Origin of the sequence: Vibrio mimicus CAIM 602 (genome assembly GCF_000338875.1) — a bacterium.
Lineage (GTDB): Bacteria > Pseudomonadota > Gammaproteobacteria > Enterobacterales > Vibrionaceae > Vibrio > Vibrio mimicus.
This window is the reverse complement of sequence record NZ_AOMO01000002.1, coordinates 38,529-64,228: the sequence shown is the minus strand read 5'-3', so window position 1 is coordinate 64,228 and position 25,700 is coordinate 38,529. Positions and strand designations below refer to the sequence as shown.

20 protein-coding genes and 2 pseudogenes are annotated in these 25,700 nt (G+C 46.7%); 10 read left to right on the top strand and 12 right to left on the bottom strand.

Annotated elements, in window-relative coordinates; translation table 11 throughout:
* Positions 1–81: 81 nt before the first annotated feature.
* Together lldD and D908_RS18320 are read right to left on the bottom strand one after the other, a co-directional pair.
* Positions 82–1,218 (bottom strand): FMN-dependent L-lactate dehydrogenase LldD, encoded by a 1,137-nt coding sequence (lldD, locus tag D908_RS18315; protein ID WP_000587016.1) that lies wholly within the window; start codon positions 1,216–1,218, stop codon positions 82–84.
* A 124-nt stretch (positions 1,219–1,342) separates the two neighbouring features.
* Positions 1,343–3,037 carry an L-lactate permease gene (locus D908_RS18320; RefSeq protein ID WP_005522008.1) on the bottom strand — a complete coding sequence of 565 codons (1,695 nt, stop codon included), beginning with the start codon at positions 3,035–3,037 and terminating at the stop codon, positions 1,343–1,345.
* On the opposite strand from D908_RS18320, the gene D908_RS22260 reads away from it, so the two are divergent.
* Both D908_RS22260 and D908_RS18325 read left to right on the top strand, forming a co-directional pair.
* Positions 2,997–3,143, top strand: coding sequence for a hypothetical protein (locus D908_RS22260; RefSeq protein WP_005516342.1), 147 nt, complete (start codon positions 2,997–2,999; stop codon positions 3,141–3,143). The genes D908_RS18320 and D908_RS22260 overlap by 41 nt on opposite strands.
* 99 nt (positions 3,144–3,242) lie before the next feature.
* On the top strand, positions 3,243–4,142 hold the full coding sequence (locus D908_RS18325; RefSeq protein WP_005522007.1) for a LysR family transcriptional regulator: 900 nt from the start codon (positions 3,243–3,245) through the stop codon (positions 4,140–4,142).
* A gap of 195 nt (positions 4,143–4,337) precedes the next feature.
* On the opposite strand, the gene D908_RS18330 is transcribed toward D908_RS18325, so the two are convergent.
* Both D908_RS18330 and D908_RS18335 read right to left on the bottom strand, forming a co-directional pair.
* Positions 4,338–5,957 carry an ABC transporter ATP-binding protein gene (locus D908_RS18330; RefSeq protein WP_005522006.1) on the bottom strand — a complete coding sequence of 540 codons (1,620 nt, stop codon included), beginning with the start codon at positions 5,955–5,957 and terminating at the stop codon, positions 4,338–4,340.
* 13 nt (positions 5,958–5,970) lie between these two features.
* Positions 5,971–6,465: a hypothetical protein gene (locus tag D908_RS18335; RefSeq protein WP_005522005.1), complete on the bottom strand. Its 495-nt coding sequence runs from the start codon at positions 6,463–6,465 to the stop codon at positions 5,971–5,973.
* 202 nt (positions 6,466–6,667) lie between these two features.
* Between D908_RS18335 and D908_RS18340 the strand changes: the two genes are divergently transcribed.
* The 3 genes from D908_RS18340 to D908_RS18350 all read left to right on the top strand — a co-directional run bounded on the left by D908_RS18340 (position 6,668) and on the right by D908_RS18350 (position 12,468).
* Positions 6,668–9,028: a Lon protease family protein gene (locus D908_RS18340; protein WP_005522004.1), complete on the top strand. Its 2,361-nt coding sequence runs from the start codon at positions 6,668–6,670 to the stop codon at positions 9,026–9,028.
* Positions 9,029–9,295: 267 nt separating this feature from the next.
* The gene (locus D908_RS18345) at positions 9,296–10,924 is read left to right on the top strand and encodes a methyl-accepting chemotaxis protein (protein ID WP_005522003.1); all 1,629 of its coding nucleotides are present in this window, start codon (positions 9,296–9,298) and stop codon (positions 10,922–10,924) included.
* 290 nt (positions 10,925–11,214) lie between these two features.
* On the top strand, positions 11,215–12,468 hold the full coding sequence (locus D908_RS18350; protein ID WP_000376131.1) for an MDR family MFS transporter: 1,254 nt from the start codon (positions 11,215–11,217) through the stop codon (positions 12,466–12,468).
* Positions 12,469–12,476: 8 nt separating this feature from the next.
* On the opposite strand, the gene D908_RS18355 is transcribed toward D908_RS18350, so the two are convergent.
* Positions 12,477–12,917 carry a DUF2850 domain-containing protein gene (locus D908_RS18355; protein ID WP_000032245.1) on the bottom strand — a complete coding sequence of 147 codons (441 nt, stop codon included), beginning with the start codon at positions 12,915–12,917 and terminating at the stop codon, positions 12,477–12,479.
* A 417-nt stretch (positions 12,918–13,334) separates the two neighbouring features.
* Between D908_RS18355 and ppnP the strand changes: the two genes are divergently transcribed.
* Positions 13,335–13,622 carry a pyrimidine/purine nucleoside phosphorylase gene (gene ppnP, locus D908_RS18360; RefSeq protein ID WP_005522001.1) on the top strand — a complete coding sequence of 96 codons (288 nt, stop codon included), beginning with the start codon at positions 13,335–13,337 and terminating at the stop codon, positions 13,620–13,622.
* Between the two features lie 223 nt (positions 13,623–13,845).
* On the opposite strand, the gene D908_RS18365 is transcribed toward ppnP, so the two are convergent.
* On the bottom strand, positions 13,846–14,694 hold the full coding sequence (locus D908_RS18365) for a pirin family protein (protein WP_005522000.1): 849 nt from the start codon (positions 14,692–14,694) through the stop codon (positions 13,846–13,848).
* Positions 14,695–14,866: 172 nt separating this feature from the next.
* Between D908_RS18365 and D908_RS18370 the strand changes: the two genes are divergently transcribed.
* Positions 14,867–15,163, top strand: coding sequence for a hypothetical protein (locus D908_RS18370; RefSeq protein ID WP_005521999.1), 297 nt, complete (start codon positions 14,867–14,869; stop codon positions 15,161–15,163).
* Positions 15,164–15,165: 2 nt separating this feature from the next.
* Here the strand turns inward: D908_RS18370 and D908_RS0118720 are convergent.
* A pseudogene (locus tag D908_RS0118720) lies at positions 15,166–16,341 on the bottom strand (GGDEF domain-containing protein).
* A gap of 140 nt (positions 16,342–16,481) precedes the next feature.
* Entirely contained in the window at positions 16,482–17,417 is a 936-nt protein-coding gene (locus D908_RS18375) for a LysR substrate-binding domain-containing protein (protein WP_005521998.1), read from the bottom strand.
* Between the two features lie 99 nt (positions 17,418–17,516).
* Here D908_RS18375 and D908_RS0118715 point away from each other — a divergent pair.
* Positions 17,517–18,441 (top strand): annotated as a pseudogene (locus D908_RS0118715) (DMT family transporter).
* Here D908_RS0118715 and D908_RS18380 read toward each other — a convergent pair.
* Both D908_RS18380 and D908_RS18385 read right to left on the bottom strand, forming a co-directional pair.
* A complete protein-coding gene (locus tag D908_RS18380; RefSeq protein ID WP_005521997.1) occupies positions 18,438–19,637 on the bottom strand; it encodes a DUF3541 domain-containing protein in 1,200 nt (399 codons plus the stop codon). The pseudogene D908_RS0118715 and the gene D908_RS18380 overlap by 4 nt on opposite strands.
* Positions 19,638–19,798: 161 nt before the next feature.
* Complete coding sequence (locus D908_RS18385; protein ID WP_005521995.1) at positions 19,799–20,410, bottom strand: alpha-ketoglutarate-dependent dioxygenase AlkB family protein; 612 nt, start codon at positions 20,408–20,410, stop codon at positions 19,799–19,801.
* Between the two features lie 229 nt (positions 20,411–20,639).
* Here D908_RS18385 and D908_RS18390 point away from each other — a divergent pair, with 229 nt between their 5' ends.
* The gene (locus tag D908_RS18390) at positions 20,640–22,013 is read left to right on the top strand and encodes a diguanylate cyclase (protein WP_005521993.1); all 1,374 of its coding nucleotides are present in this window, start codon (positions 20,640–20,642) and stop codon (positions 22,011–22,013) included.
* Between the two features lie 263 nt (positions 22,014–22,276).
* Here the strand turns inward: D908_RS18390 and D908_RS18395 are convergent, their stop codons facing one another.
* On the bottom strand, positions 22,277–23,710 hold the full coding sequence (locus D908_RS18395) for a DUF3612 domain-containing protein (RefSeq protein ID WP_032467481.1): 1,434 nt from the start codon (positions 23,708–23,710) through the stop codon (positions 22,277–22,279).
* A gap of 231 nt (positions 23,711–23,941) precedes the next feature.
* On the opposite strand from D908_RS18395, the gene D908_RS18400 reads away from it, so the two are divergent.
* Positions 23,942–24,520: an aldolase/citrate lyase/malate synthase family protein gene (locus tag D908_RS18400; RefSeq protein WP_005521990.1), complete on the top strand. Its 579-nt coding sequence runs from the start codon at positions 23,942–23,944 to the stop codon at positions 24,518–24,520.
* Between the two features lie 87 nt (positions 24,521–24,607).
* Here the strand turns inward: D908_RS18400 and vdcA are convergent, their stop codons facing one another.
* Positions 24,608–25,624, bottom strand: a complete 1,017-nt coding sequence (gene vdcA / locus D908_RS18405) for a diguanylate cyclase VdcA (protein ID WP_032467480.1) — start codon at positions 25,622–25,624, stop codon at positions 24,608–24,610.
* Positions 25,625–25,700: the final 76 nt, after the last annotated feature.

The following is a 25,700-nucleotide window of genomic DNA, read 5'->3' as shown; positions in this document are numbered from 1 at the left end:
TTCCCTCAATTTCCTTTCTACTTGAAGTTGCAGGGGTGTTGGCTGCAACTCCAAGTCGTTTAAGGTTAGGGGGTATTTTTATTATCTTTTGACTAATGAATCGCGTGACAGTTCAGCAATGCTCTTTGCGCCAGTCAGTGTCATGGCAACCCGCATCTCTTTTTCATACAGGTCGAGCAGATTTTCTACCCCTGTGCGTCCTTGGGCTGCCAGAGCGTAGATAAATGAGCGGCCGAGCATGGTGCAATCTGCGCCGAGTGCCAGCATGCGTACCACGTCTAGACCCGTGCGGATACCCGAATCAACCAGAATTTTCAGGTCGCCTTTCACCGCATCGGCAATCGCGGGCAGTGCTTGCACGGTAGAAAGCACGCCATCTAACTGGCGGCCCCCGTGGTTTGACACCACAATGCCGTCTGCGCCAAAACGCACCGCGTCTTTTGCATCTTCGGTATCCAAAATGCCCTTGATGATCATTGGGCCGTCCCAGAAATCACGGATCCACTCCAAGTCTTTCCATGAAATGGAAGGATCAAAGTTCGCGCCCAGCCAGCCGATGTAGTCTTCCAGTTTGGTCGGTGAACCGCGGTATTTGGAGATGTTGCCCAAGTCGTGCGGCTTACCAAGCAAGCCCACATCCCAAGCCCAACTTGGGTGTGTCATGGCTTGCAATACACGGCGCATCGCAGCGTTAGGGCCGCTCATGCCAGAATGCATATCGCGATAACGTGCACCCGGTACCGGCATATCCACGGTGAACACCAGGTTTTTCACGCCTGCAGCTTTGGCACGTTCCAACACGTTTTTCATAAAGCCGCGATCTTTTAAAACGTAAAGCTGGAACCAGATTGGACGATGAATCGAAGGCGCCACTTCTTCAATAGGGCAGACCGAAACCGTGGAAAGGGTAAAAGGAATACCTTTCGCTTCTGCGGCTTGCGCGGCTTGCACTTCGCCACGGCGGGCGTACATGCCGGTTAAGCCCACAGGAGAGAGGGCGATCGGCAGTGCCATTTTTTCGCCAAACAGTTCGGTCTCTAAACTCAGCTCAGACATATCACTCAGTACACGTTGGCGCAGTGCAATGTCGGCCAGATCATCGGTGTTGCGTCTGAGCGTGTGTTCGCCATACGAGCCGCCATCAATATAGTGGAACAAAAATGGCGGGAGTTTGGCTTTGGCTGCAGCGCGGTAATCGGTCGAAGCTGAAATGATCATAATGCAATCCTATTCTGGGCCTATTCTGTGAATGTTTCTTTTTGCTTAAGCTCATACGTGAGGTACAAGGGTGAGCTTGAGCGATGAGAGCGAGATGCTCGCTCTCGGTATTGATTAAAAAGGTTTAGCGGGTCGTTAGGACATCAGTCATGTTGAAACCGTAAATCACGGTCATTCCGATGATGCCTGTCAAAACAAGATAGTAGAGGGTTGGCAAAACGGTTTTGCGCAGCGTCGCACCTTCACGACCCAGCAGGCCAACCGTCGCTGATGCTGCTACCACGTTGTGGATGGCAATCATGTTACCGGCGGCAGCCCCCACGGCTTGCAGAGCGATGATCACCACGCTAGAGATGGTCAGCGTTTGTGCCACTTCAAATTGGAATTGGCTGAACATCATGTTGGAAACGGTGTTAGAACCGGCAATGAAAGCGCCCAGTGCACCGACGGTCGCACTCAGCATTGGGAAGGCTTCGCCTACTAAGCCCGCAGCAAAGTTGGCGGTAGTCACTGGCATACTGGCTAAATCTGCGCCGTTAACCCCAGAGTTGATGAAAATCCGCACCATTGGAATGGTAAACACCAGTACAAAGCCTGCGCCAATCAAGGTTTTGGTGGATTCACCAAACGCTTTGCCCATCGGCGCTAAGCTGCGTGTTTGAGTAAGTACTGCAATCAGGGCCACGAAAACCAGAATGCCACCGGGTAGATAAAGCGGCTCAATTGAGGCGCTGATGCCAGTCTCACCCAGAATATTGCTAAACGCGACTTTCACGCTCAGAAGCAGAGCTTTGAAATCTGGGCTGACACGGCTAGCGACGAGAATCACTGCCAGCAATACATAGGGTGCCCACGCGAGAGCAAGGCTCATAGGCTTGGCTTTGACTTCATCCAGATCCATTTTCAGCGAGCCTAACCACTCCGCAGGCCATTCGTTTTCAGGACGAAAATCCCATTTGGTTTTGGGTACCAAAAAGCCTTTTTTCGCCGCCGTCACCACAATCGCAAGGCCAACGAGACCTCCCATCAGTGAGGGAAACTCAGGGCCGAGGAATACGCCAGTCAGCGCGTAAGGAATAGTGAAAGACAAACCTGCAAAAATCGCGAAAGGCAGAATGTCCAAACCTTCCGTCCAACTGCGGTTTTTACCGAAGAAACGAGTCAACATCATCGCCATCAATACTGGCATGAGCGTACCGACTGAAGCATGGATCAGCGCCACACTGGTGGTGATTTGCTGTAGATAAACATCCCAGTTTGAGCCGTTAGCCATCAGTGCTTCTGTGATGTTGTGGGTGTCCAGACCTTTGTTGATGCCAACAATGATCGGCGTACCAACTGCGCCAAATGAAACGGGAGTCGATTGGATCATCATGCCCATTAACACGGCAGCAAGGGCAGGGAAACCAATCGCAACCAGCAGTGGTGCCGCAATCGCCGCCGGCGTTCCGAAGCCGGAAGCCCCTTCAATAAAAGAGCCAAAACACCAAGCGATGATGATGGCTTGCACTCGGCGATCCGGTGAAATGTTGGTAAAACCATTACGAATCGTGGTAATCGCGCCAGTGTATTTGAGCGTGTTGAGCAGGAAAATCGCACCAAACACAATCCACAATACGGAAACCGTGATACCCAAACCTTGTAATACGGAGGCGATCACGCGGTTGGCCGACATATCCCAAAACATCAAGGCAATGACAACGGTGAGGGCGAAAGCCACGGGCATGGCTTTTTTGGCAGGCCAGTTGAGGCCAACCAGTAGTATGGCGGCCACCACTATGGGTGAAAAGGCCACCAGTGCGAGCAATGTTTCATTCATGGAGTACTTCCTCGTCCTTGAACTCTCCATCAATTTGGATGAGCTAACACGCACAGAATGTAGGGCACGGTTAACAAGTAAGAGTTCAGTTGTTGATTTTTTATAGTTGTGATGCTGTTGTTAAGCTGGCGTGAATTTACTGCTTTATTTTTTGGGGATATAGGGAAATAATGAAATTCATTATTTCCAAAAATGATAAAATAACATGCGTGCCGATGACTTAATTTTGTTTTATCAAGTGATAGAACTGGGTAGTTTTAGCAAGGTGGCTGAGCAAAATGGCCTTACGAATTCGGTGGTTAGCAAAAGATTGGCGCGATTGGAAGAAGAGCTTGGCGTGCAGCTATTATATCGAACAACGCGTAAATTGACCTTGACTGAGGCGGGCAAGGCGTTACTACACGGTGCCAAAAATGTGAAGCAAGCCACTCAGGAGGCGCTGGATGCAGTCGTGGGATTTGGTGAAAACGTCAGCGGCCACATCAAAATGTCGGTGCCAACCATCTCGGGCGACTTGATTTTGGCCGATGCGGTCGCCGAGTTTTGTAACCTACATCCGGGGCTGACGGTGGATATGTCGCTCGATAATCGCTTTGTGGATCTCGTTGAAGGCGGCTACGATTTGGTGATCCGCACCGGTTACTTAGAAGATTCGAGCTTAATTGCCCGGCATATTTTGGACTCGCAATGGGTGGTGTGTGCATCCCCAGCTTATATTGCCCGCAATGGTAAGCCGCTGAAGCCGGAAGATTTGGTGAAGCACAATTGCTTGCAATATGCCTATCAAACCACGGGTGCGACCGATTGGGAATTCAAAGGGGCAAAAGGCAATTACATAGTCAAAGTGTCCGGCACCTTTTCGACCGATAATGCTACCGCATTGCGCAAAGCCGCGCTTGGCGGGCACGGCATTGCTTATGTACCGCGCTGTTTGGTGTATCACGATTTTCGTAATGGAGAGTTGGTGGATGTTTTCCCTGAACAGGTCGGCAAAAAACTCGGGATCTACGCGGTTTATCCTTTTACGCGCCAACCGCTCAATAAAGTGCGTTTGTTGATCGAGCATATCCGCACTCGCTATCTGACCATTTCTCACTATTTCTGATCTCTTTTGCAGAGAAGGATTGAAGACAGGGATAGAAGAAGTCAGAGATAAAAAAACTCGCTCAACCTGAGCGAGTTTTTGTTGTCGGCGGCCAAACCGAAAAGGCAGCTATGCCATGGTGAAATGAGTGGAATGCGGGTTAAACCTCATTCACTGTGAATTAAGTATAGACCGCATTCGTGAACTTAATATGAATCAAGCTGCATTTTCTTCCAGAATGTCGAACGACGCAGCAATGAGCTTTTTAGTGTAGTCATGCTGTGGGTTATGGAAGATGGACTCGGCGCTGCCTTGTTCCATGACTTGGCCTTTTTGCATCACTAACACGCGATCCGATAAGGCTTTCACTACCGCAAGATCATGGCTGATGAACAAAAAGCCGATATTGCGTCGTTTTTGAATCTCTTTAAGCAGTTCAATCACAGTGAGTTGAACGGAGCGATCCAGTGCCGACGTGGGTTCATCCAGCAAAATGAAAGACGGTTCGAGGATCAACGCTCGTGCAATCGCAATCCGCTGGCGCTGACCACCGGAAAACTCATGTGGGTAGCGGTTAATTGAGTTAGGATCTAAACGCACTTCTTCTAGCGCACGCCTTGCTCTTTGCATGCGCTCAAGTTTGCTGATGTGTGGTTGGTGCACCAGCAGCCCTTCCGTAATGATTTCACCTATGGTCATGCGCGGAGAAAGGGAGCCGTAGGGGTCTTGGAACACCATCTGAATGTCTTTCTTCAGTGCCAAACGCTGTTTTTCGCTCAAAGCGCGAAAATCTTGCCCTTTGAAGGCAATGTGACCCGTTGAAGGCAGCAAGCCAATCAAGGCGCGGCCTAAGGTGGATTTCCCACTGCCCGACTCACCGACTATGCCTAGCGTTTCGCCCTGCTTAAGTTCCAGCGAAATGCCTTTTACCGCTTCAAAATATTGGCTACGGCGGCTGATAAAATGCGGTTTCACCAAAAACTTCACGCGAATGTCTTCTGCTTTAAGTAAGGGTGGCGCATTGGCATCAACCGGATCTTTACTGCCTTTCGGAATCGAGTTAATCAGCATACGGGTATAGTCATGTTCAGGTTGCTGAAACAGTTGCTCGGTTGAGCCTTGCTCCACCACATTGCCTTTGCACATCACAAGCACACGGTCGGCAACAAACCTCACAACGCCCAAATCGTGCGTGATGAATAAGATCGCCATGCCCATTTTGGTTTGGATCTCTTTAATCAGTTTCAGCACTTCTGCTTGTACGGTAACGTCAAGCGCTGTTGTTGGTTCGTCCGCGATCAAAATATCAGGCTCATTGATCAGTGCCATCGCAATCATGATGCGTTGTAGCTGACCGCCAGAGAATTCGTGCGGGAATTTTTGGTAAGCCTGTTCTGGCTCAGGTAAGTGAACTAATTGAAACAGTTCTAACACCCGCTGTTTGGCGTGCTTTTGGCTGACGCTGCGGTGGCACAATATGGCTTCGGCCACTTGAATGCCCACGCGCATATAAGGGTTGAGTGAGGTCATCGGCTCTTGGAAGATCATGCCAATGCGATCGCCACGGATCCGGCGCATCTGCGTTTCGGTTTTATTCAGCAATTCTGCGCCTTCAAAAACGATGCTCGATTCAGGGTGGATCAGCGCATTTTTAGGCAGCAGTTGCATTAACGCGTTGGTCGAAACCGATTTACCACTGCCGGATTCGCCAACAATCGCCAGTGTTTCTCCTGGTCGAATCTCAAAGCTCACGTTTTTAACCGCATCGATTTGACCATCATTGGTACTGAAACTGACGCTCAGGTTACGCACTTGCAAAAGTGGGGTAGGTGACATTGTACTTCCTTATTCAATTAATCACGGGGGAGGCAGGAGATAGGGATAAAGCACTTCTTAACTGGTTAAAGTAGAAATGCGCTTTCTCAACCTGTTGGTATTCCAGTTGCCATTCGGCGCTACGTTGTGCGTAACAAAAGGCGTTAAGGTGCTGTAGCAGATGCTCGCTGATTTGGCACAGAGTCGGATTGAGGCGGCGCATCAGGTCAATTTCTTCAATCGAGAGAAATTGCAACAAGGCATAAGCTTGATTGAGCACATCAAACGCGCGTTGGTATTGCCCCGTCTTGTTGAAAATTTCCGCCTGTGCAATGGCTGCATCACGCAACCCGGTGACCATGCATGCCATCTGGCAAGGCTTGGTTTGCTCATCATGCGCGGCACTTTGAATATGCTGTGGCATAAAGTGCAGCACATCTTCCAGCAAGTAATGCGCTTGCGACCAGTGACCTTGTTTGAGTAACTGCTCTGCCTGCAAAAAACCATTCCAACACTGCTGTAAATCCATGACTCATTCTCCCCGCCAAGAAAGCGTTATTTAAATGCAATTAATTATCAAATGCAAATAATTACCATTTTGTGTTTGGTGAGTTTTGTCTATTATTTGTACGCTTAATCTTGAATTGGGAATAAGTCACTAAAAAGACAATGATTTATCTCTACACTTGAGCTACATATGAATAAAGAACCTCGAAGGAAGGAGTGGAGCCATGGCGATTCAGCATCTGAGTTTTGAGCAGCTCTACCAAGTCGCAAAACTGGAAAAGCTAGAGTGCAAGTCAACCAAAGAGCTAGCACCGATTGATGAGATCGTTGGGCAAGAGCGAGCGCAAAAAGCGGTCGAGTTTGCGATGTCGATTAAAGAGAAGGGATACAACATTTACGCCATTGGTCGTAATGGGCTGGGTAAGCGGACCATGATTTTGCGTTATCTCAGCCGCCATCAACACGATGGTAATGAGCTGTATGACTGGTGCTACGTCGCGAATTTTGATGATGTGCGTGTGCCCAAAGTACTGAAATTACCGTGTGGTATTGGGCTGAAATTTCGCCAAGACATTGAAAAACTGATGACCAAGCTGGTCACGGCGATCCCGTTGGCGTTCGATAATGAAATCTACTTCAGCCGTGCAGAAAAGCTAAAAAACCAGCTTGCACAAAAGCAAGAGAGCGAGCTGGAAAACATTACTCGCACCGCTAAAGAGCGTGGCGTGAGTTTGACCATTACCACGCAAGGGGAATACCAGTTTGTCGCGCTCAACGGTGAGGAAATGCACACCGAAGAGACGTTCGATGCTTTGTCTAAGCGCGAGCAGGAACAGTTCAGCAACACGATTGATGAATTGGAAGTTATCCTGCGTAACATGGTGCGTCACTTAACCGAATGGGAAGAGTCGTACAGCGAGAAAATCAAAAAGCTCAATGATGAAGTGACGCTGGATGTGATTGCCCATTTCATCAAGCAGCTTAAATTGGATTATTCCAAGTACTCGGAAATCAAAGCCTATTTGACGGATCTGCAAAAAGACATTGTTGAAAATGTGGAGATCTTTCTTGATGAAGGCGGCGATCAAGGTGAACTTGCCAATGCTTCGTTGGATAAAAAATTGCCGCGTCGCTACAAAGTGAATGTACTGGTGAGCCGCAACGCGGATGAATTTCCGATCGTGGTTGAAGAGAGCCCGAACTACCACTCACTGTTTGGTTATATTGAAACGGCGACGTACAAAGGCACCGTATTTACCGATTTCTCTTTAATTCGTCCGGGAAGTTTACACAAAGCCAATGGCGGTGTGCTGTTGATGGATGCGGTTAAAGTGCTTGAACAGCCTTATGTGTGGGATGGTTTGAAGCGTGCACTGCGTTCGCGCCAGCTCAGTTTCACCTCACTGGAGAAAGAGGTGACGCTGACGGGTACGGTTTCACTCGATCCAGAACCGATCCCGTTGGATGTGAAAATTATCCTGTTTGGTGATTACCGCACTTATGAACTGCTTGCGCATTATGATCCCGAGTTCAGTGAGCTGTTCCGCGTGACTGCCGATTTTTCTGATGAAATGCCACGTGATGCGGATTCAGAGCTGCATTACGCGCGTTTTATTTCCAGCATAGTGCATGATGCCAATATGTTGCATTGCGACCGCAAGGCGATTGCGCGCATCATCGAACACAGCTCGCGCACTACGGGCGATCAAACCAAACTTTCTCTGCATTCTGCGCACATTGCCAATTTGCTGCGTGAATCCAACTACGTGGCTAAACAAGCCAATGCAAACTTGATTCGTCAAAGTCATGTGGATGAAGCGCTGCGTAACCAAGAGCTGCGTGTCAACCGCCTACAACAGAGCATGATGGAAACCTTTGTTAACGGCACCACCTTGATCCATACCGAAGGTACGGCCATCGGCCAAGTGAATGCGTTGTCCGTGCTGGCAACCAGTGATCATGCGTTTGGTATGCCGAATCGGATCACCGCAACCACTTCTTATGGCGATGGTGAAATCATCGATATTGAGCGCAGTGTCGATTTAGGCGGCAGTATTCACTCCAAAGGGGTGATGATCCTGTCTGCTTACCTTAGTTCCGTTTTTGGTCGTACCGCACGAGTACCATTAACCACAACGATCACCTTTGAACAGTCTTACGGTGGGGTGGATGGAGACAGCGCCAGCATGGCTGAGTTCTGTGCGATTGTGTCGGCGTTCTCCAAGCAGCCGAATCGACAAGATATTGCGATTACGGGGTCGATGAACCAATTTGGTGAGTCGCAACCGATAGGTGGGCTGAACGAGAAAATCGAAGGCTTCTTTGATGTGTGTACTATTAAAGGACGCAAGGATACACAGGGTGTGATTATTCCACGTTCCAACATGCACAACTTGATGCTACGTGCCGATATTGTTAAAGCCGTTGAAAAAGGTGATTTCCATATTTGGGCAATCGACCACGTTACCGAAGCGATTGAAATTTTCACGGGTAAACCTGCTGGCATTGCCACCGATGATGGCAGCTATCCAGTAGACACCGTATTTGGTCTTGCTCAGGCCAAACTCAACGCATTACGCAAATAACACCTTCCATATTGTGAACACAACGATAGCGCTATTGTTGTGTTCACATTCTTTCATATAAATACACAAATTGTCATTTATCTACCTTTCGCCATTATTTTGGCCTGAGTGATATATTTTTGACGCCAATGTGTTTATAACCATATGAAATTTATATTGATTTAAACTGGACAATAATGTGATTAAGGTCTAATATTTTGTCGAATTTTTGTGCTGGGAATAATCCCATATGCATGGATGCGTGCGTTACGTTTAAAGAGGTTAAGCATGCCATTTTCTCTGAAAAACTTGTCCATTCGGTTCCAAGTTTTACTTCCTGTTCTATTTACTATGGTCGCGTTGGTGATTGCCTTGTGGATCACTAAAGCCAACCTAACTCATGAGCAAAAAGCCATTGCTGATAACACCCATTCACTGGTTAATTACAAAGATACGCTAGCGAAAGTGGACGATACTATCTATCCACTACGTATCAGTGCGGTTTACGCGATTTATGATGCTGAGCGCCGTGGTGAGTTCCTTACCGAGTTAAAAGCGGGTCTGAAGCAAGCGGAAGCTGCTCTTGAAGTGATGGGTGAAGAACCGCAGTTCAGAGACGATGTGAATGTGGTTGAACAACGTATTACCAACTACGTAGACGAATCTCAACAGATGGTGAGCCTGTTTAACCGTGTTGATCAAGGCACTGCAACCGCTCAAGAAGCGAGTGCATTTATTCGCACTTACCGCGAGACGGGTAACCTAATGGTGAGCTCTATCAACGAGCTGTCGAAAAAAGTGAACCGTTATGCGACCGAATCAATGCAAGCCAGTTCGGCAAGCAATGCGATCGTAATGCGCAACGCTATGATCACGGTACTGTCTGTATTGGTGCTGTCTGTTGTGGCGGCTTGGTTGCTGTCAGGTCAAATTGTTGCACCGATCAACAGCTTGCAAGCAGTGATGCGTAAATTGGCACAAGGTGATCTTTCTGTACAAGCAGATGATGATGGCGACAACGAAATCGCTAAGCTGAGCCAAGACGTGAATACCACAGTGAAACAACTGTACACCACAGTAGAGCAACTGACTCGAATTAGTGAAGAAGTGGCTTCGGCATCGACTGAGCTTGCGGCAGTGATGTCTCAATCAGAATCAAATGCTCAGCTTGAACTGATGGAAATCGAACAAGTTGCTTCTGCAGTTAACGAATTGGCGAGCACGGCGGATAACGTCAGTGATAACGCATCATCCGCAGACTCAACCGCGCGTGAAGCGGATGAATTGGCGAAATCAGGTCTTGCGATTTTCAAAGAAAGCAGCCAAGCGAGTGAGCAAATGGCACTGGCTCTGAATGATGCCGCGCGTGTGGTTCTGCGTTTGAAAGAGCAATCTGAGCAGATCAGCAACGTGATTGAAGTGATCCGTGGCGTATCGGATCAAACCAACCTGTTGGCATTGAATGCAGCGATTGAAGCGGCTCGTGCTGGTGAATCAGGCCGTGGTTTTGCGGTGGTAGCGGATGAAGTTCGTATGCTGGCTGCGCGCACTCAAGAATCAACCAAAGAGATTCAAGCCATCATTGAAGAGCTGCAAAGTCAATCCAATATGGCGAATGACAGTATGCAAACAAGCCTAGACATGCTGGCTCAAAATAAAGAGCTAACGGCTAAAGCGAATGATGCGTTAATCGGCATTACGGAATCGGTTTCTGATATTAACGACAGTAACGCACAAGTGGCGACTGCGGCTGAGCAACAATCTCATGTCACGCAAGATATCAACCGTAACGTATCGAACATGTCTACTCTGGTGCATCAGAACGTAACGGGTATCAGCCAAAGTGCGAGTGCGAGTAACGAACTTTCTCGCCTTGCTGAGAAGCAAAAAGCACAGTTGGCTTTCTTTAAGCTATAAAGAAAAGCAACAAATTCAGCGGTAAACTCATAATGAAGTGATAAACGCTGATAAAACCACTCGAAAGCCGCAGAATATTAATGATTCTGCGGCTTTTTTATTGGCATTTAGAACAGATAACTGCCTGTTTAAATTAGGGTTAATTTAACTGTCTCCTTATTTCTTTTTGTTCTTAACCATTTGAGAAATTGAGCTATCTTTCAAAATTTATTCTCTTTATATTGAACAAAGATTACACAAAGTGTGACACAAGTCGCCTATGCAATGTCAGTCAGCAATGGAAGGGAAATATGGATAGAAGTGAAAGTTTATTTCAGTGGGAAAGGGTAAGGCGTTTTAACTTCCCGGTGTGGACGGTGCTTGTTGGTACTTTATTTGCGCGTACCAGCTTTTTTATGGCTTGGCCTTTCTTGGTGGTGTTCCTGTACCAAGATTACCATGCAACGGCGACAGAAGTGGGGGCTATGCTGGCAACTTCGGCATTAGTGGGTTCTCTGACAGGATTGTATTCAGGATATTTATCCGACAAATTTGGCCGAAAATGGGTGATGGTGAGCGGTTCTTTGATCGCCACTTTTGCGTATGCAGGTATCGGCCTTTCAGACCAGATCTGGCAGTTCTTCATCATGATCGTATTAACGGGTTTGATGCGTCCGATGATTGAAGCCCCCGGAAAAGCGGTGATTGGTGATAACTTACCGAATGAAAAAGACCGCGAATTAGCGCTCAATGTGCGTTATTTCTTGCTCAACCTCGGTGGTGCTATTGGTCCATTAATCGGTATCACCCTTGCGCTCGCTCATCCTCAAGTGCTGTTTATTGTCACGGGTGTGGCTTATTTCCTGTTTGGTTTATGGTTGCTTGCGACCTTAGAGCGGAAAGGACGTTTTCAACAACCGGATCGATCACTGCTCCCCAATTTCTCTGCCACTCTGCGTGTGATCAGTAAAGACAGTGTGTTCGTCAAAATGATGTTGGCGAATTTCCTGATGATGTTTGTGTATGGGCAGGTGGAATCTTCCTTACCGCAAGTGATTGTGCGATCGGAAATTGCGGATGCCGCACAACTGGTTGCGGGACTGGTTTTGGTGAACACCATGACCATCATCCTGTTTCAATTTCCAACCCTAAAATTGCTGGAAAATGTGCCTTTGTTCACCCGAACACAGTTAGGAATGGCATTGATGGGGGTTGCTCAAATCGGGTTTATGTTCACTCCTGAAGCGTGGCCTTTAGGTTGGTATTTGGCCTGCTTTGTATTGAGCATGGGGGAAGTGATCGCATTCCCGACCTTGAATGTGCAGATTGACCGTTTAGCTCCCCCACATTTACGGGGTTCCTATTTCGGTGCTGCGGCACTCTATTCACTCGGTTTTGCTATCGCCCCTCTGGTTGGAGGCATGATGATTGAGTATCTCAATTCCCAGTGGTTGTATGGGCTCTGTTTTGTGTTGTGCTTAGGAATGATCGGGTTGTATTGGTTGGCGCAGCGAGAGCAGGAGAGTGGCGAGAAAGAGGGATTGCCCCGAGCAACGGAATGTTAAAACGGGCGCTATTTTTCGTTGAAATGTTCGGATAACGCCGACCGCCTCATTTGCGTGGCGTTATTCCCTTGATTAGTGACGGTGTATTCAAAGCCTTCGCGAATAAAGCGCTGAATAGGAGAGTTTGGCTGGATTCGTTTTAACTGAGGTGAGTTAAAGGTTCCAGACAGCTCATACACGAAAGTGCCGTTACCAGTGCGGATCGTGATGGCTGCACCGTCAAATTCAAATGTGGTGCTGATCAAACGCTCATTACGAAAGACGCCTTGATCGTTAAAGCGCAGAACTTCGGTTTGATAGCTCGGTGCTCCAATTTCGACCCAAGAACCATAAACATGTTTGGGGTTCACATAATCTTGGTAACTCACATAGAGCAGCATGGCGAATGCCACCGCTAAAATGGAAAGTGATGACCAGAATACAGATTTAAATACCAGCTCTTTTGACATTTTCTCACTTGGTTTTATAACAAACATCGAATCTACCAATCTTCAGCATGGGATCGCTACCACCTTGTTAGAGGCATCGGATAATGCATCATCGTTGTATCACACTGAAAAATCTAAGACTAAAGGCTTAGATTATGCTGCTGCCTAGCTTGTGCTATGCGACTCTTAACCGCAAAACGCATACGGTAAAAGCGTGATCCTACCCTCAAATATATTTAGTGTTTACTGATGAGAGTCTCACATGCAGGCGGCTTACCCTCTGCCATTGTTCATCGGGAATATGCAACACTTTACGACTGTTTTTAGTATAGCTCTCCTGCTGGCGACGCTTGTGCAAAGTTAAATGATGAGTTACAACTCTCGCTTGGATTTTGCAGTGAAACCACTGCAAGCATTGACGACAGACAGGAAGAAAAAATGATTAAGGAAAATACGTACTTTGATGGCAACGTGAAGTCATTAGGTTTTAGCCAGCAAGATGGCGAAAGTACCGTTGGGGTGATGGCGCCAGGCCAATATACCTTTGGTACAGGTGCGCCAGAGCGTATGACAGTAGTGAAGGGTGCTTTAACCATTAAACGAGCTGGTGAAGCGGATTGGACTACCTTTAATGCTGGTGAAGCATTTGAAGTGGCGGGTAACTCCTCTTTTGATCTGCAAGTGGAAGTCGCCACCGCCTATCTGTGCGAGTTTTTGCCTGCCTAATCGCATAAAAAAAGTTGCATAAAAAAAGCCACACCTTAAAGGTGTGGCAAACCATTTGTGATATCTCATCCCATGTTTAATGGTTGCAACATCCGTTGCCATTTCAACGTGGGCTAGCAGTGGATTTTCACTTTGGTTGTCCCCAAATGTCGGGACACTGACGAATTTCCCCTATCTACCTCCCAATCTGTTAGGGCTGGAAAAGGGGAGACTCTAAAACGAATTAGTACGTATCGAAGTGGCCTGCATTGTAATCGCGGATCGCTTGCTCAATTTCAGCCATGCTGTTCATCACGAAAGGTCCATAATGAACGACAGGTTCATCAATGGGTTCTCCCATCAAAATTAAACACCCGCTAGGCTGTTCAGCTTTCATCGTCAAGCGTTCACCGTCTGAAAGCATGGCCATTTGCCCCGCTTTAACCGATTGATTGCCCAGTGTAAGGCTTCCACGATAGACATAGAGCATGGCGTTAAACGTTGAAAGAGTGTTGATGCTGATTTGTTGATCCGCTTCAGCACGCCAGTCCGCGACAGTGGCAGGCACACCGGTGTCTGTTAATGGCCCTGTGATCGTTTCTGTATCCAAAGTAATTGAACCGGCAATCACTCTTAATAAACCTTGCTGCGGATGAACACATTCAATAATGCTTTCCGGTTGAAAGTCGTGATATTTCGCCGGTGACATCTTGTTGCGAGCCGGCTGATTAATCCAAATCTGGAAACCGTGAAGCTGGCCTTCTTGCATGATTGGCATTTCACTGTGAATCACGCCTCGTCCGGCCGCCATCCACTGCGCGCCACCTGAACGTAACTCCCCGACATTCCCCATCTGATCTCGATGTTGAAAATGCCCCTGTAGCATGTAAGTCAAAGTTTCAATGCCTCGATGAGGGTGAGGTGGGAAACCACCAATGTAGTCAGCTTGAGTGTCTGCTTTCAGTTCATCGAGCATCAGGAACGGTGAGAAATTTGAGCGTTGGAACCCAGCAATACGCTGAATTTTCACACCGTCACCATCCGAAGTCGGCTGTGCGGGAACTGTTTGGCGAATTTCGCGGTCTTTAATCATGAGGCTTCTCCATTATAGGCTGAGCGCTGATGAGGGAATTGTAGTTAAGCCTTGCCTAGATGAGCAGCAGGCGAAATTGAGGTTCATATTCGAGAAATTTGAATGATTGGAAGTAATACCACGAGTTAACTCGGAATTAGCCGTTAAACTCAATACGATGGACAACACATGAATGGGAGGGATTACCATGTCTATTCAACCCAAACATACCGATCAATATTCTAATTACGATCCTAGCCAAGACCTGACCAAAGAGCAGTTGCAACGTTTTACTCAAACGGCGAATACGGCGCAGCATAAACGGGAAGAGGTGCATGAGGATGACCCCGGGATTATGCAGTTCGCCAAACGAACCGCATTAAAACCAGTGGTGAAACCGAAACCGGATAAGCCCAATACGGTGCGCTATGCGGCTTGGATGACGGTTTTCGGTGCAGTGAGTTTGTGGCTCATGTACATGTTTGGCTGAACTTAGTGCGCTTTTTTCAATGGTGTGACATTTGGAGGATCGTTTGATTCAACCTCTAACGGTGTTTTGATCGGGGGAGGGTAAGCGGCGTCATGATAGTAGCGGTATTGGTTCTTCCCGCCATGTTTAGCGGCATACATGGCTTTATCAGCACAACGCGTCAGTTCGGAAAGCGAGATCGCATCTTTAGGATAAATTGCTACACCGATACTCACAGTAAGATGATTCAGCATGTCCGTTTCTGGGTAACGATCGATAAACAAGCAAGATATTCGATCCAGAATATTATCAAGGTCACGTAAACTGCGTACGCCGTATAAAAGCAACACAAATTCATCCCCTGCAAATCGAGCAATTGAGTAATCGTGCTGATTGGTTTGGCGATCCTTGTTACGCACATTATTGCGCAGGCGATGGGCGAAATGCTTCAACACTTGGTCGCCCACATCATGGCCGTAGTTGTCATTAATCCGCTTGAAGTTATCGATATCAAGGAAAATCAAAGCGGTAATGGTATTTGCTCCATTTTGCTCTTTGAGTTTTTCGGTCGCCCAACTTTCAAAACTCCAACGATTCGCTAACCCGGTGAGTGGGTCGAGATACGCCAGCTCTTCAATCCCCTCTTGGTATAGCGTATGAATGTAATTGATCGCTCGAGAGAAAAAAGAAAGACGCCGTGTTACAAATGATGGTGAGTGCGTACAAGCTGATCAAAAAATAACTGTGTTCGATATGTGTTCCCCCCGTTTGATAATGGTTGAAAAGAACGGAGCAGTCATGGCCAAACAAATCGCACTGCTGTACACCACGCCCATTCTAAAGGGGTTAATCATCACTAAAGTGGTAATGAGTGGGTACAGCCATAGAAGGTGCCACAATTCATTTTGATTATTACTAATCAAAGCAACAGCGTAGGTGAGCAAAATTAATGAGAGGATTAAATCTGCCTGTGTGTGTAGTTGTCGATGACGGTTTAGCGACAGCATGTTCAAAAGCGTGGCTATGCCACTCAACAGCAGTAAACCACTGGAGAGGAATTGGTTATTGAGATAGTCATAAAGAGCAAATACAAGAAATATTGCCGAAGTAACACCGGAGCTGATCAGAACAATATGCTGCTTACGGGCGAAGCGCATCTCCGTCATCTCTTTCAATTGATTGCCAGCAAAGGTGTCCATCCCAATTTCGACTCATTTTTCAAAGTTAGCTAAAGTTTAGATGAAATTGGCTTATTTGAAGGCGAGAAATAACGAAATAGTGTGACTATCAGCATCTTTTCGATATGCAATTTGTTTTATTTTCGATAATTAAGATGATTTCAGTCGCTTTTGCTGGAAAAGTATCTACCACTTTGGGTGGCTTTTACCTCTTGTTGAAACTCGCTGCTTAGCCACTTCCTTAACTTTAAAACTGCCTCAGAGCGCAGTTTGTCGGCGGTGCACGCAAAATAATATCCTTGATCGGGATGAATCACCGTGTTGCCGATTTCTTTTAAAATGCCGCTTTCCACTTCCTGCTTCACAAACAGGCGATGAGTCACAAACACGCCCAAACCACTGAGCGTGGCTTGCAATGCTTGTGCTGAAGCCGCAAAAGAAAGGTTGCGCTGCTGTTTTGGCGGGTTGACTTGATTGGCTTGGCACCAGATTTCCCAATCATTTTGACGCCTAGGGTTACTGGCAAAAATCGCTGGAAGTTGCGCTAAGGCTTGTTGAGCGGAGATCTCGGAGGAAACCATGGCTCGGCTTGCAACCATCACCAATTCATCCTCGGCTAATTTCTCGCAATAGTAGTCTTGCCAGTCACGCAACTGACCGTGGATAAGTGCGACGTCTACGCTCTGATCCGCTAAGGAAAATGTTCCTGTCAGGGTCGAAATGCGTACATCTACCTCGGGTGCAAAGGCTTGGAAGCTACTTACGCGTGGGATCCACCAATGCAGAGCCAGCGAATTAATCATATTGAGTGTGATGCGGTTTGAGTAAGTGGGTTTTAAGAGTGACTCTGTTGCTTCGACGATTTGTTCTAAAGCTGGAGCGACTTTCTGGTAGTAACGTTTCCCCGCACTGTTAAGTATAACTTGACGACCGACACGGTGGAAAAGAGGCTGATCCAGCTGTGTCTCTAAGGATTTGATTGCTTGACTGATTGCAGAATGGCTGACATTCAACGCTTCCGCTGCAAGTGTCATGCTACCTGTCTCTGCAACAGCAACAAAAGAATAGAGGGATTTTAATGGAGCCAATTTACGCATAGAACTACTTGTAAGTTTATCTAACAGGTTTGGTCAATATTACTCGTTATTTTTTATGCGGTCATCTCTTTACAATGAGGCAAGTGTAAGGAGAGTCGTATGCCTAATCATTTTTCCCCAGTGCTGTTTATGTTGTTATCCACCTTTAGTTTGTCGCTAACGAGTCTATTAAGTAAGTACCTCACTCAGATCATGCCGATTGCGATGTTGGGATTTTTGCGCTTTGTTATCCCGGCACTGTTTTTGTTAATGGTGATGAAATTAACCCATTTTCGTTGGCCGCAGAGAGGAATGCTCTCTTCATTACTGATTCGCTCGGTCTGTATTGCAGGGAGCCAACTCTGTTTTATCTATTCGCTACAGTCTCTCTCTTTGGTTGAAAGTGTCGTGCTGTTTAGCACTGGGCCGCTGTTTATCCCTTTATTTGAAAAGCTGTTATGGGGTGGACAATTGGCGTGGCGAACCGTTCTCAGTGTGTGTGTAATCTTTATCGGTGTCATCCTGCTTGCTGGCAGCACGGGGTCGATTGAATGGCGGCCTGAGTTGCTGTCTGGCCTTGGCGCGGGGCTATTTAATGCTGGCTCACAACTCAGCTTATACCGTGCAACGAAAAGCGACATGCGTTCGATAGAAATTCACGCTTGGACATTTTTAGTCGCGGCTTTGCTACTGAGCCCACTTATTCTGATGGTACCTTGGAGTGGCGATGTGTTATCGAGCATTGGCATGACTTGGGATGAGCCGGGGGGCGTTGAACTTCGCAGCCTTGCTGTTGGCTTCCATGTTGGTGGTGAATACTCAGGTGTTTCGTGCGAAAGCATACCGTTTGGCGCAATCTGGCTCTCAGCTTGCTCCGCTGATTTTCACTAATCTTTTATTTAGTGCTCTGTGGCAAGTTTTGTTTTTTGATGTGGATTACCGCCTAACCCAAAAACTGGGCCTAGCGATAATCGTTGTTACGACGGTGGTGAATGGTATTTTGCCCCGCTTAACAGAACGCAAAGCGAGGCTGAAAGCAGTTTAGTGGACGATTTTATCGACCTTTTGTTTAACCAACCCGTAAGGAAGGCCCGTGAAGATTTCGGGTTGTTGACTTGAGGTAGGTGCGTTATTTACTGAACGCCAATCAAGCAACATGATCGCCAATACATTACGGTGTTCGCCAAGTGCTAAATCGAAATCACCAGAAGTGGAGGGGATCATACCTTGTTCTTTATCCACTGCGGCTTGGATAAATTGTCGGGTTTTGAGGACGACAGGATCATCCTCAAGCCCAGCAAGTAGGAACGAAATCCCCACTTCGGCCACGATATCCGGTTTTGCACGTTGCAAAATAGTCTCTATGTTGGCGCGGAAGTAGTCGTAAATCCATTGATGCTGCTTTTCGCTGACAAGATGTTGGTAGTACCCAGAATCAGCAAAGATAATGTGTGTCATCCCATACAGCTTGTTGCCATATTGTTGGGCATTGAGTTCTGCATCACGCTGGTCAGGGTAGGTTTGTTTAAACGCTTGGATAAAAGGCTCGACAACATCTTGTTCACCCAATTGTCGTAACCAGTAGACTTGATTGGCGAGTTGCGCGGCCCATGCTTCAATCATGCCTGTATCGGTGGCGTAAGGTGTAAAATCGTAGCGGCGCAAAACTTGGCGCAGTTTTTCATCTTCTTTATGTTTTAGGCCATACTCGTTAGCCCGAGCCATGGAGCCTAACAGGTCAATTCCCAGGTAAAGGTATTCCGGCATGTTTTGGGTTGCAACGAAACGACGTTGAGTGCGTTCATCTTCGGCTTGTTGATAGCTTTTCAAACGCTTTTGCGCGTAGCGCTGAATTTGCTCAGGGGTGTTTACCTCGGCAGCAAAATAATTCAAACGACTGGCCACACGCGCTAAATCACTGCCAATCGCGGCAGCGTATTTGTCATCCAATGTTTGGCGATACATGCGCAGGCCATAATGACCTTCTTTGAACGCAGGCAGGGTAAACAGTTGTGTCTCATAGGTTTGGCGGATGAGATCTGCAGTGGTGCTAAAAGAGGTGGGCGCAACCGTATTTAAGGCTGGTGGCCCATTTCTATCGATATTGCCTATAGAACTGATGGCACTGTTCTTGGCTTGTGGTTGGTGGTGCCACGCCTCGGTTTGTGCATTGCTATAGAATGTCGGAAGAGTCAGCGCCGCGATAAGACCTGACCAAATCACCATCGTTTTTTTATGCATTGTTACTGTACCACGCCTGATTTGTTCGTTTTTTAATCCATTAAACTCTAACGCACAGGCACAGTCTGGATGTGAGATTACCGTTAATGGTATGTCAATATACCCAAGAGCTTGACGCCGCTCCCAACCGATGTTTAGAAGCAAAAAATCATATTGCTGAATTAAAACAAGATATTGCGGAACGTAAGATTGATCCTGGGTTGTTTATTTTGACGTGTTTTGGGAATGGCATGTTGCCAATGATGCTGAGTGTTGCCTGCCATGATCAACAAATCTCCATGAGTTAATTCACACTCGATTTTCATGTTGTGGTCGTTGTTATGCCGAAGGATAAAGCGACGACTTTCCCCCAAAGACAGTGAGGCGATAACCGGATTGGTGCCTAATTCTGCTTCATTATCTTGATGCCAACCCATCGAATCCTGTCCATCACGATAAAGATTGGCTAACACGGAATTAAAATGGGCATGGGCGGCGTGCTCACATTTTGTTTTTAATTGTGCCAGTAATTCGGGAAAGGGCTCGGCGGCTAGAGTTAGGCCAGAATAGCGGTAATTTCGTTCACCATACCAAGCGATGAGCCGCGGTTGCAGAACACTTTTTCCAAATAAACGGATGCTTTTCTGTTGCCAATTTAACTCCACCTGTAACCGTTCAAAATAGTGATCGGCTTGTTTCTTGGTCAGAAATTGTGGAAACCAATAGAGCACGCCATCAGCTAGCGTTATCTCTCCGGAAGAAGATTGATCATTTAAAATAAGCGTTGTCGTCATGGGTTATATTTATAAATTTATAATCACTTGTTTCTTTATTGTACATTTGAGTTAATCTAGTAAATAAGCCAATCGTCAAATTTACGATGGTCTATTCCGCTCCGCTTGATTGTTTTGACTGACGATTCAGAGATCAAGTTTGGCGAGTTTGCTTGCGACTGAATCGAGTGGTTCACTCAGTAGCCAAAATCAAAAACAAAAAAATCAATAATAAATCTGAGGGTTGTGGATGGGGTTAACCTCGCACAGAAATAGGTATATTTCTGTTTTTTTTCTGGCATTACTCTTTTTTGGTATTGGCGTTGTTGAGTCTATTCATCTTAATCAAAAGCAAATTTTGCAAGATGATCTGCGCCAACATGCCAAAGAAGAACTTTCTGCTGTGCGTTTCCAACTGGAAGCAGAGGTTTTGGCAGATATCTACGCCGTTAAAAGCTTAACAACTTTACTAGCTTTAGATCCGGAGCTGAAACTCTATCATTGGGATCAACTCGCTGGAGCCGTCATTAGACACAGTGATCACCTACGTTCATTGGGCATTGCACCTAATGATGTCATCGTTTTTAGTTACCCTCGACCTCAAACCAATGCTTTGGTCGGTTTGGATTATCGAACCGTACCGCAACAGTGGCACTCCATCAAAAAAGCGCGTGAAGTGAAACAAACATTCGTTTCAGGCCCGGTTGATCTCGTTCAAGGCGGTCGTGCTTTGGTGATTCGAGAGCCGATATTTTACGATCCACCGAATAACACCCGTTATTGGGGCGTGCTGAGTGTGGTGATGGACTGGGACTCACTGCTTTCAGCCACTCATATCCACAATTTTGGTGAGAATTTCCAAATTGCCATCCGCGGGCAAGATAGTCAGGGAAGTGAAGGCGCTGTGTTTTTGGGTGAACCCCAAGTATTTGATAATGCCTTTGCCAAAGAGACGGTTTTTTTCCCTTATGGTAGCTGGCAAATTGCGATAGCGGAGACGCAAGATTTATTGCGTCTCTTACCTTGGTATGAACGGAATCTGGTGCGATTACTGGGCTACACCGTGTTATTGGTACTCATGGCGGGCTTTGGTGTGATCGTACGTTTGTATCACTTTGCAGAACAGCGTTCGCTGCACGATCCTTTAACACTTTTGCCCAATCGACGTTATTTTATCTGTACCATCGAAAACTATTTTGAAAATGCCAAACGCTCTCACAATGACGGCAACTTCGCGTTACTGAATATTGATATCGACCGCTTTAAGTCCATCAATGACACATACGGACATATTGCGGGCGATAAGGTGCTGGTGGCGTGTGCTGAGCGGATCAAATCCAGCTTACGTGTTTCAGACTTAGTGGCGCGCATTGGTGGCGATGAGTTTCTAGTACTAATTCCACGTATTCATCGTGAGCAGGATGTCCTGAAAGTCAGCGATACAATCGCAAAACATATCTCTGATACCCCCATTGTTTATGAAGGCTCGCTGATCCATATCCGCGTGAGCATTGGCTACGCCTTATATGACAAATCATTTAATGATCCCGATGAGATGTTTAAACAGGCGGATCAGCGCATGTACGCGGCGAAGCGCAGACAAAATCCTCTCTATCGTTTTTGAGTTTTGCATTTTGCAAATGTTAATTTGCAATTCGCAATCGAGATTGCATTTTGTTATTTGATTATGAGTCCAGTTGTAATGAAACTGCCGATTATTTGTACGGTTTTCATGCAAAAGTACTTAATAAAAAGTTGGCACGTAATCTGCATTAATTAGATCGACCCTTCTAAGCCGAGGGTCACCTAGCCAACTGACGTTGTTAGTGAATACCATTGTTCACACATATAGACGGCCAATCACACTTCTTGTGGTTGGCCTTTTTTTTATTCGCCACATTCTCCATAACACCTCGGTTTTCGCGGGCAGACAGCGCCGCGTGAACAAATCAATCTCGCTTCACTTTCGATGCCTCGTTCAACCCAGTTGATATTGAGGATTTTGGCTATCGTACGCAAATCGCGTTTTATTGGTGCCGGAATGGCGGTTGTTCCCCCTTTTTGTACACAACTCATTTTGAGTTCTTGGGCGATAGCGAGCGCATCACCACCTTGTGCATTAATCGCAGGGTTGAGGTCAATTCCAGCACACAACACACGGTTGTTACCCGCAGGATCAATCACGTTGATTGATTCACAGCAGTAGATACGGGGTTCTTCACCTACGGTCAGGATGGATATTTGCGCTGAGCTGCCTTCTTGTGGTTGTGAGAGACGACGAAATACTGCCCAATGTTGGCAAGGATCACTGACTTTGCGCATATTTCCCCAAGGCAGTGGAATGCCATTACCGCGATAAACCGCTTTCAGCTTCCCTTCCCCATAAGCATCAAAGTAATGCCAGTGCGGGTAGGGCGATACCACGGTCATGCGCCGCATCGCCACAGAGGGAGAAACCCCCGCTTTCTGGTGCACGCTGATTTCGTACCCATTGCGATCTAACAATTGTCGGAAAGGGACTTTGGGGCAAAGTAGGGCTCCTGCGAAGAAGCTGGACTCAAAATCTCGCCATGCTTGCAAAATATCTTGTGAATTCAATTCTGAGGATGTGGATGTCTCTACCATTTCATCCCAGCCTTGAGTGTGTCCAACGGATAACACGCTTTTTAAGCCATCTTTGTTATGCAGCACATTGTGACCAATATAAACCGCAAGGTCATATTTCAGCCTCGTTGGGTATTCACGCAGGATCTCATTGAGGTAAATTCGGCCGGGAGGCTCAAAAAAAGAAGTCACTAACTGTTTTGCGCTCACTCCCAATTCATCGGTGACATCATGGGGAGTGCGTTTTACCCAGCGAACATCTAAGCCAAGGCTTTTGGCAATCTCCATCAAATCGGTGACTGACAAATTGAGGCGTTTTAGCCCGACTTCTTCAGCGGCTCGCTCAAGGTCAGGAAAGTGATTTTGTAAACTCTCTTGATGAGCGCGGATCAGTAGATGAGCGAATTGGCGGCCTGTGATCCCGGTTTGCGATAGCATTTCAGGAATCGCGATTTGCAGTATGTCGTTGGAAAAGAGAAAGCTTGGCTCCAAAGCCATCCCACTAATTCCACCGCGGTTGCCCTTCTCGGGGGTGATATCAACTTGTTCAGGTTCATCATCCAGAAACCAGATGGGATCTTTTTGAAATACTTCAGCGATCACTTCCAACATTTCTACACTGGGCACTCGTTTACCACGTTCAATCATGGAAAGGTAAGAAACCGATGGCGCGTATTCCGGGCTGACACGAATGCAGCGTGCGGAAAGATCTTCCATCGTTAAGTGATTTCTTTTCCTCAGGTTTCTGACTTTGGTTCCCAAAAAATGGGACTGCCGAACTAGACTTTTAGACACACTCATTTTGTAAAATTCACATTGTAAAATTTTTGTTGTGAAATTGTAGTCAAAGATCCGCTAGTCTTCCAAGTAAGCGAAGTCACAAATCCGGCGAAAATATCGCCAGTGCCTTTGCAGGAAAATGAATTTGATCTGGACGAGGGAACGACGATGAACATGCTGACATTTGATAAAACAGAAATCCAACACCACAACAAACCCTTTATCGCTGAAGCAGTGTTCGCCGTCGAAACGGTTTCCGCTAATCAGCAACGAGAAAAGCAAGCCAAAGCCAAACAATTGTTGGATCGCCTTTTTCCATTAGAAAATGGCACTCACCAAGACGTTACGGCTTATGTGATTGATTACAACCATCTGCTGGCTTACTTCCAAGATGGTCGTCATAGTGGGCTGAAATACCCTAAGCAGTTCGTTGCGTTCAATGGCAGCAAAGAGAACCCAAGCCATCTTTTATTCCGTGATGGTCAAGGAAGCCATGTTGAGATGACACTCGGTTGTCAGCGTGGAACCGGATGTATTGAGTTGCGCGAAATTGCCGACATTCAGTTAGAAACTTGCACGGTCTTGAACCATGCTACCGAACAAACGCAGCCTTGTACGACCATTCGCCATTGGGTGAGCCTAATCAAAGGGGATGAGCAAGGTCGCCCACAAGCGTTGAGTGAAGAGAAAGAATACACCGCACGCAATGGCGAAGAGTATTTCTTGGGCAATTGTTTCTCACACTAACTCATTACCAAAATACAAAAAGCCAAGGGTGCAAGTTGCGCTTTTGGCTTTTTGCTGTTTTATCGGTAGGACTAAATGCAGTCTGTTTTAAAGGGGCATCACTCGGTTACGGCCAAGATTTTTTGCTTCGTAGAGCAACCTATCTGCTCTGCCTACTAATGATTCCAAAGAATCACCATCGATTTTTTCGACCACACCAAAAGAAGCGGTGATATTGCCGACAGATTGCCCGCTGCGTCGGTCTTTTACGGTGAGTTTTTCAATAGAACGGCGAACAGATTCCGCAAACTGTCGCGCAATACGCAGCGATTTGTTTGGAGTAATTAACGCAAATTCTTCACCGCCATAGCGATAGGCCGTAATACCATCGCGACAGAGGCTTTGTAATCGTTTGGCAATGGCACGGATGATCTGATCACCAAACAGATGGCCGTAGGTATCGTTAAGAGCCTTAAAGTGATCAATATCGAGCATAATCAAACAGACTGGGTGATCCGCATGAATCAAGGTGAACATATCGCCATCAAACGCGCGGCGGTTGTAGAGCCCAGAGAGGCTATCAAACAAGGCATCTTTCTGAACTTGTGCCAGTTGTTCTTTGAGGCGTGAAATTTCATGCGTTGCGGCATTAAGCTGATTGTTCAGAAAATTAGTGGAGTGGCGGATATCTTTGGAATCACTGATCAGCCGACGAATTACCGTCATCACTTCTTCAATCGAGAGATTGTCCTGTTCGACTCTTTCTAGCTCTCTAAAGCCTTTATCAATGATGCTGGCGAAGGAACTCGTATCACTGAGTGTATCGCTCATGGAACTGCTGATCTCGCCTAACAATACTTCGACATTAGCGCGTAATTGATTGATATTGGTTTCTGCTTTCGTCGCAATGTACTGTTGATATAGATGTTCACCAGAAGCTGGAGGGCAAAGACCAAAATTGGCGAGAACAGCATCCATTTCGGTATTAAGTTGTGGATTAGCTTGATCAACATAGGTGTACCACAGCGCATAGTTTGCGGGTGTGGCAGCTACGTGATGCTTCATCATCAACGGAACGGCTTTTTTTAAGTTAGCTGTGGATTTCTTGAAATCTTCAGTCGTCATCACTTGAATCAAATACGCAAGACATTTTCATAACGTTAAGATTAGCGGATTTAAATCAGAAACGCTGCAAAATTGT

What these genes read in the sequence shown, in the direction of transcription:
- lldD (WP_000587016.1), bottom strand. Translation starts at nt 1,218, where the DNA reads ATGATCATTTCAGCTTCGACCGATTACCGCGCTGCAGCCAAAGCCAAA.
- D908_RS22260 (WP_005516342.1), top strand. Translation starts at nt 2,997, where the DNA reads ATGGGTGAAAAGGCCACCAGTGCGAGCAATGTTTCATTCATGGAGTAC.
- D908_RS18320 (WP_005522008.1), bottom strand. Translation starts at nt 3,037, where the DNA reads ATGAATGAAACATTGCTCGCACTGGTGGCCTTTTCACCCATAGTGGTG.
- D908_RS18325 (WP_005522007.1), top strand. Translation starts at nt 3,243, where the DNA reads ATGCGTGCCGATGACTTAATTTTGTTTTATCAAGTGATAGAACTGGGT.
- D908_RS18330 (WP_005522006.1), bottom strand. Translation starts at nt 5,957, where the DNA reads ATGTCACCTACCCCACTTTTGCAAGTGCGTAACCTGAGCGTCAGTTTC.
- D908_RS18335 (WP_005522005.1), bottom strand. Translation starts at nt 6,465, where the DNA reads ATGGATTTACAGCAGTGTTGGAATGGTTTTTTGCAGGCAGAGCAGTTA.
- D908_RS18340 (WP_005522004.1), top strand. Translation starts at nt 6,668, where the DNA reads ATGGCGATTCAGCATCTGAGTTTTGAGCAGCTCTACCAAGTCGCAAAA.
- D908_RS18345 (WP_005522003.1), top strand. Translation starts at nt 9,296, where the DNA reads ATGCCATTTTCTCTGAAAAACTTGTCCATTCGGTTCCAAGTTTTACTT.
- D908_RS18350 (WP_000376131.1), top strand. Translation starts at nt 11,215, where the DNA reads ATGGATAGAAGTGAAAGTTTATTTCAGTGGGAAAGGGTAAGGCGTTTT.
- D908_RS18355 (WP_000032245.1), bottom strand. Translation starts at nt 12,917, where the DNA reads ATGTCAAAAGAGCTGGTATTTAAATCTGTATTCTGGTCATCACTTTCC.
- ppnP (WP_005522001.1), top strand. Translation starts at nt 13,335, where the DNA reads ATGATTAAGGAAAATACGTACTTTGATGGCAACGTGAAGTCATTAGGT.
- D908_RS18365 (WP_005522000.1), bottom strand. Translation starts at nt 14,694, where the DNA reads ATGATTAAAGACCGCGAAATTCGCCAAACAGTTCCCGCACAGCCGACT.
- D908_RS18370 (WP_005521999.1), top strand. Translation starts at nt 14,867, where the DNA reads ATGGGAGGGATTACCATGTCTATTCAACCCAAACATACCGATCAATAT.
- D908_RS18375 (WP_005521998.1), bottom strand. Translation starts at nt 17,417, where the DNA reads ATGCGTAAATTGGCTCCATTAAAATCCCTCTATTCTTTTGTTGCTGTT.
- D908_RS18380 (WP_005521997.1), bottom strand. Translation starts at nt 19,637, where the DNA reads ATGCATAAAAAAACGATGGTGATTTGGTCAGGTCTTATCGCGGCGCTG.
- D908_RS18385 (WP_005521995.1), bottom strand. Translation starts at nt 20,410, where the DNA reads ATGACGACAACGCTTATTTTAAATGATCAATCTTCTTCCGGAGAGATA.
- D908_RS18390 (WP_005521993.1), top strand. Translation starts at nt 20,640, where the DNA reads ATGGGGTTAACCTCGCACAGAAATAGGTATATTTCTGTTTTTTTTCTG.
- D908_RS18395 (WP_032467481.1), bottom strand. Translation starts at nt 23,710, where the DNA reads ATGGAAGATCTTTCCGCACGCTGCATTCGTGTCAGCCCGGAATACGCG.
- D908_RS18400 (WP_005521990.1), top strand. Translation starts at nt 23,942, where the DNA reads ATGAACATGCTGACATTTGATAAAACAGAAATCCAACACCACAACAAA.
- vdcA (WP_032467480.1), bottom strand. Translation starts at nt 25,624, where the DNA reads ATGACGACTGAAGATTTCAAGAAATCCACAGCTAACTTAAAAAAAGCC.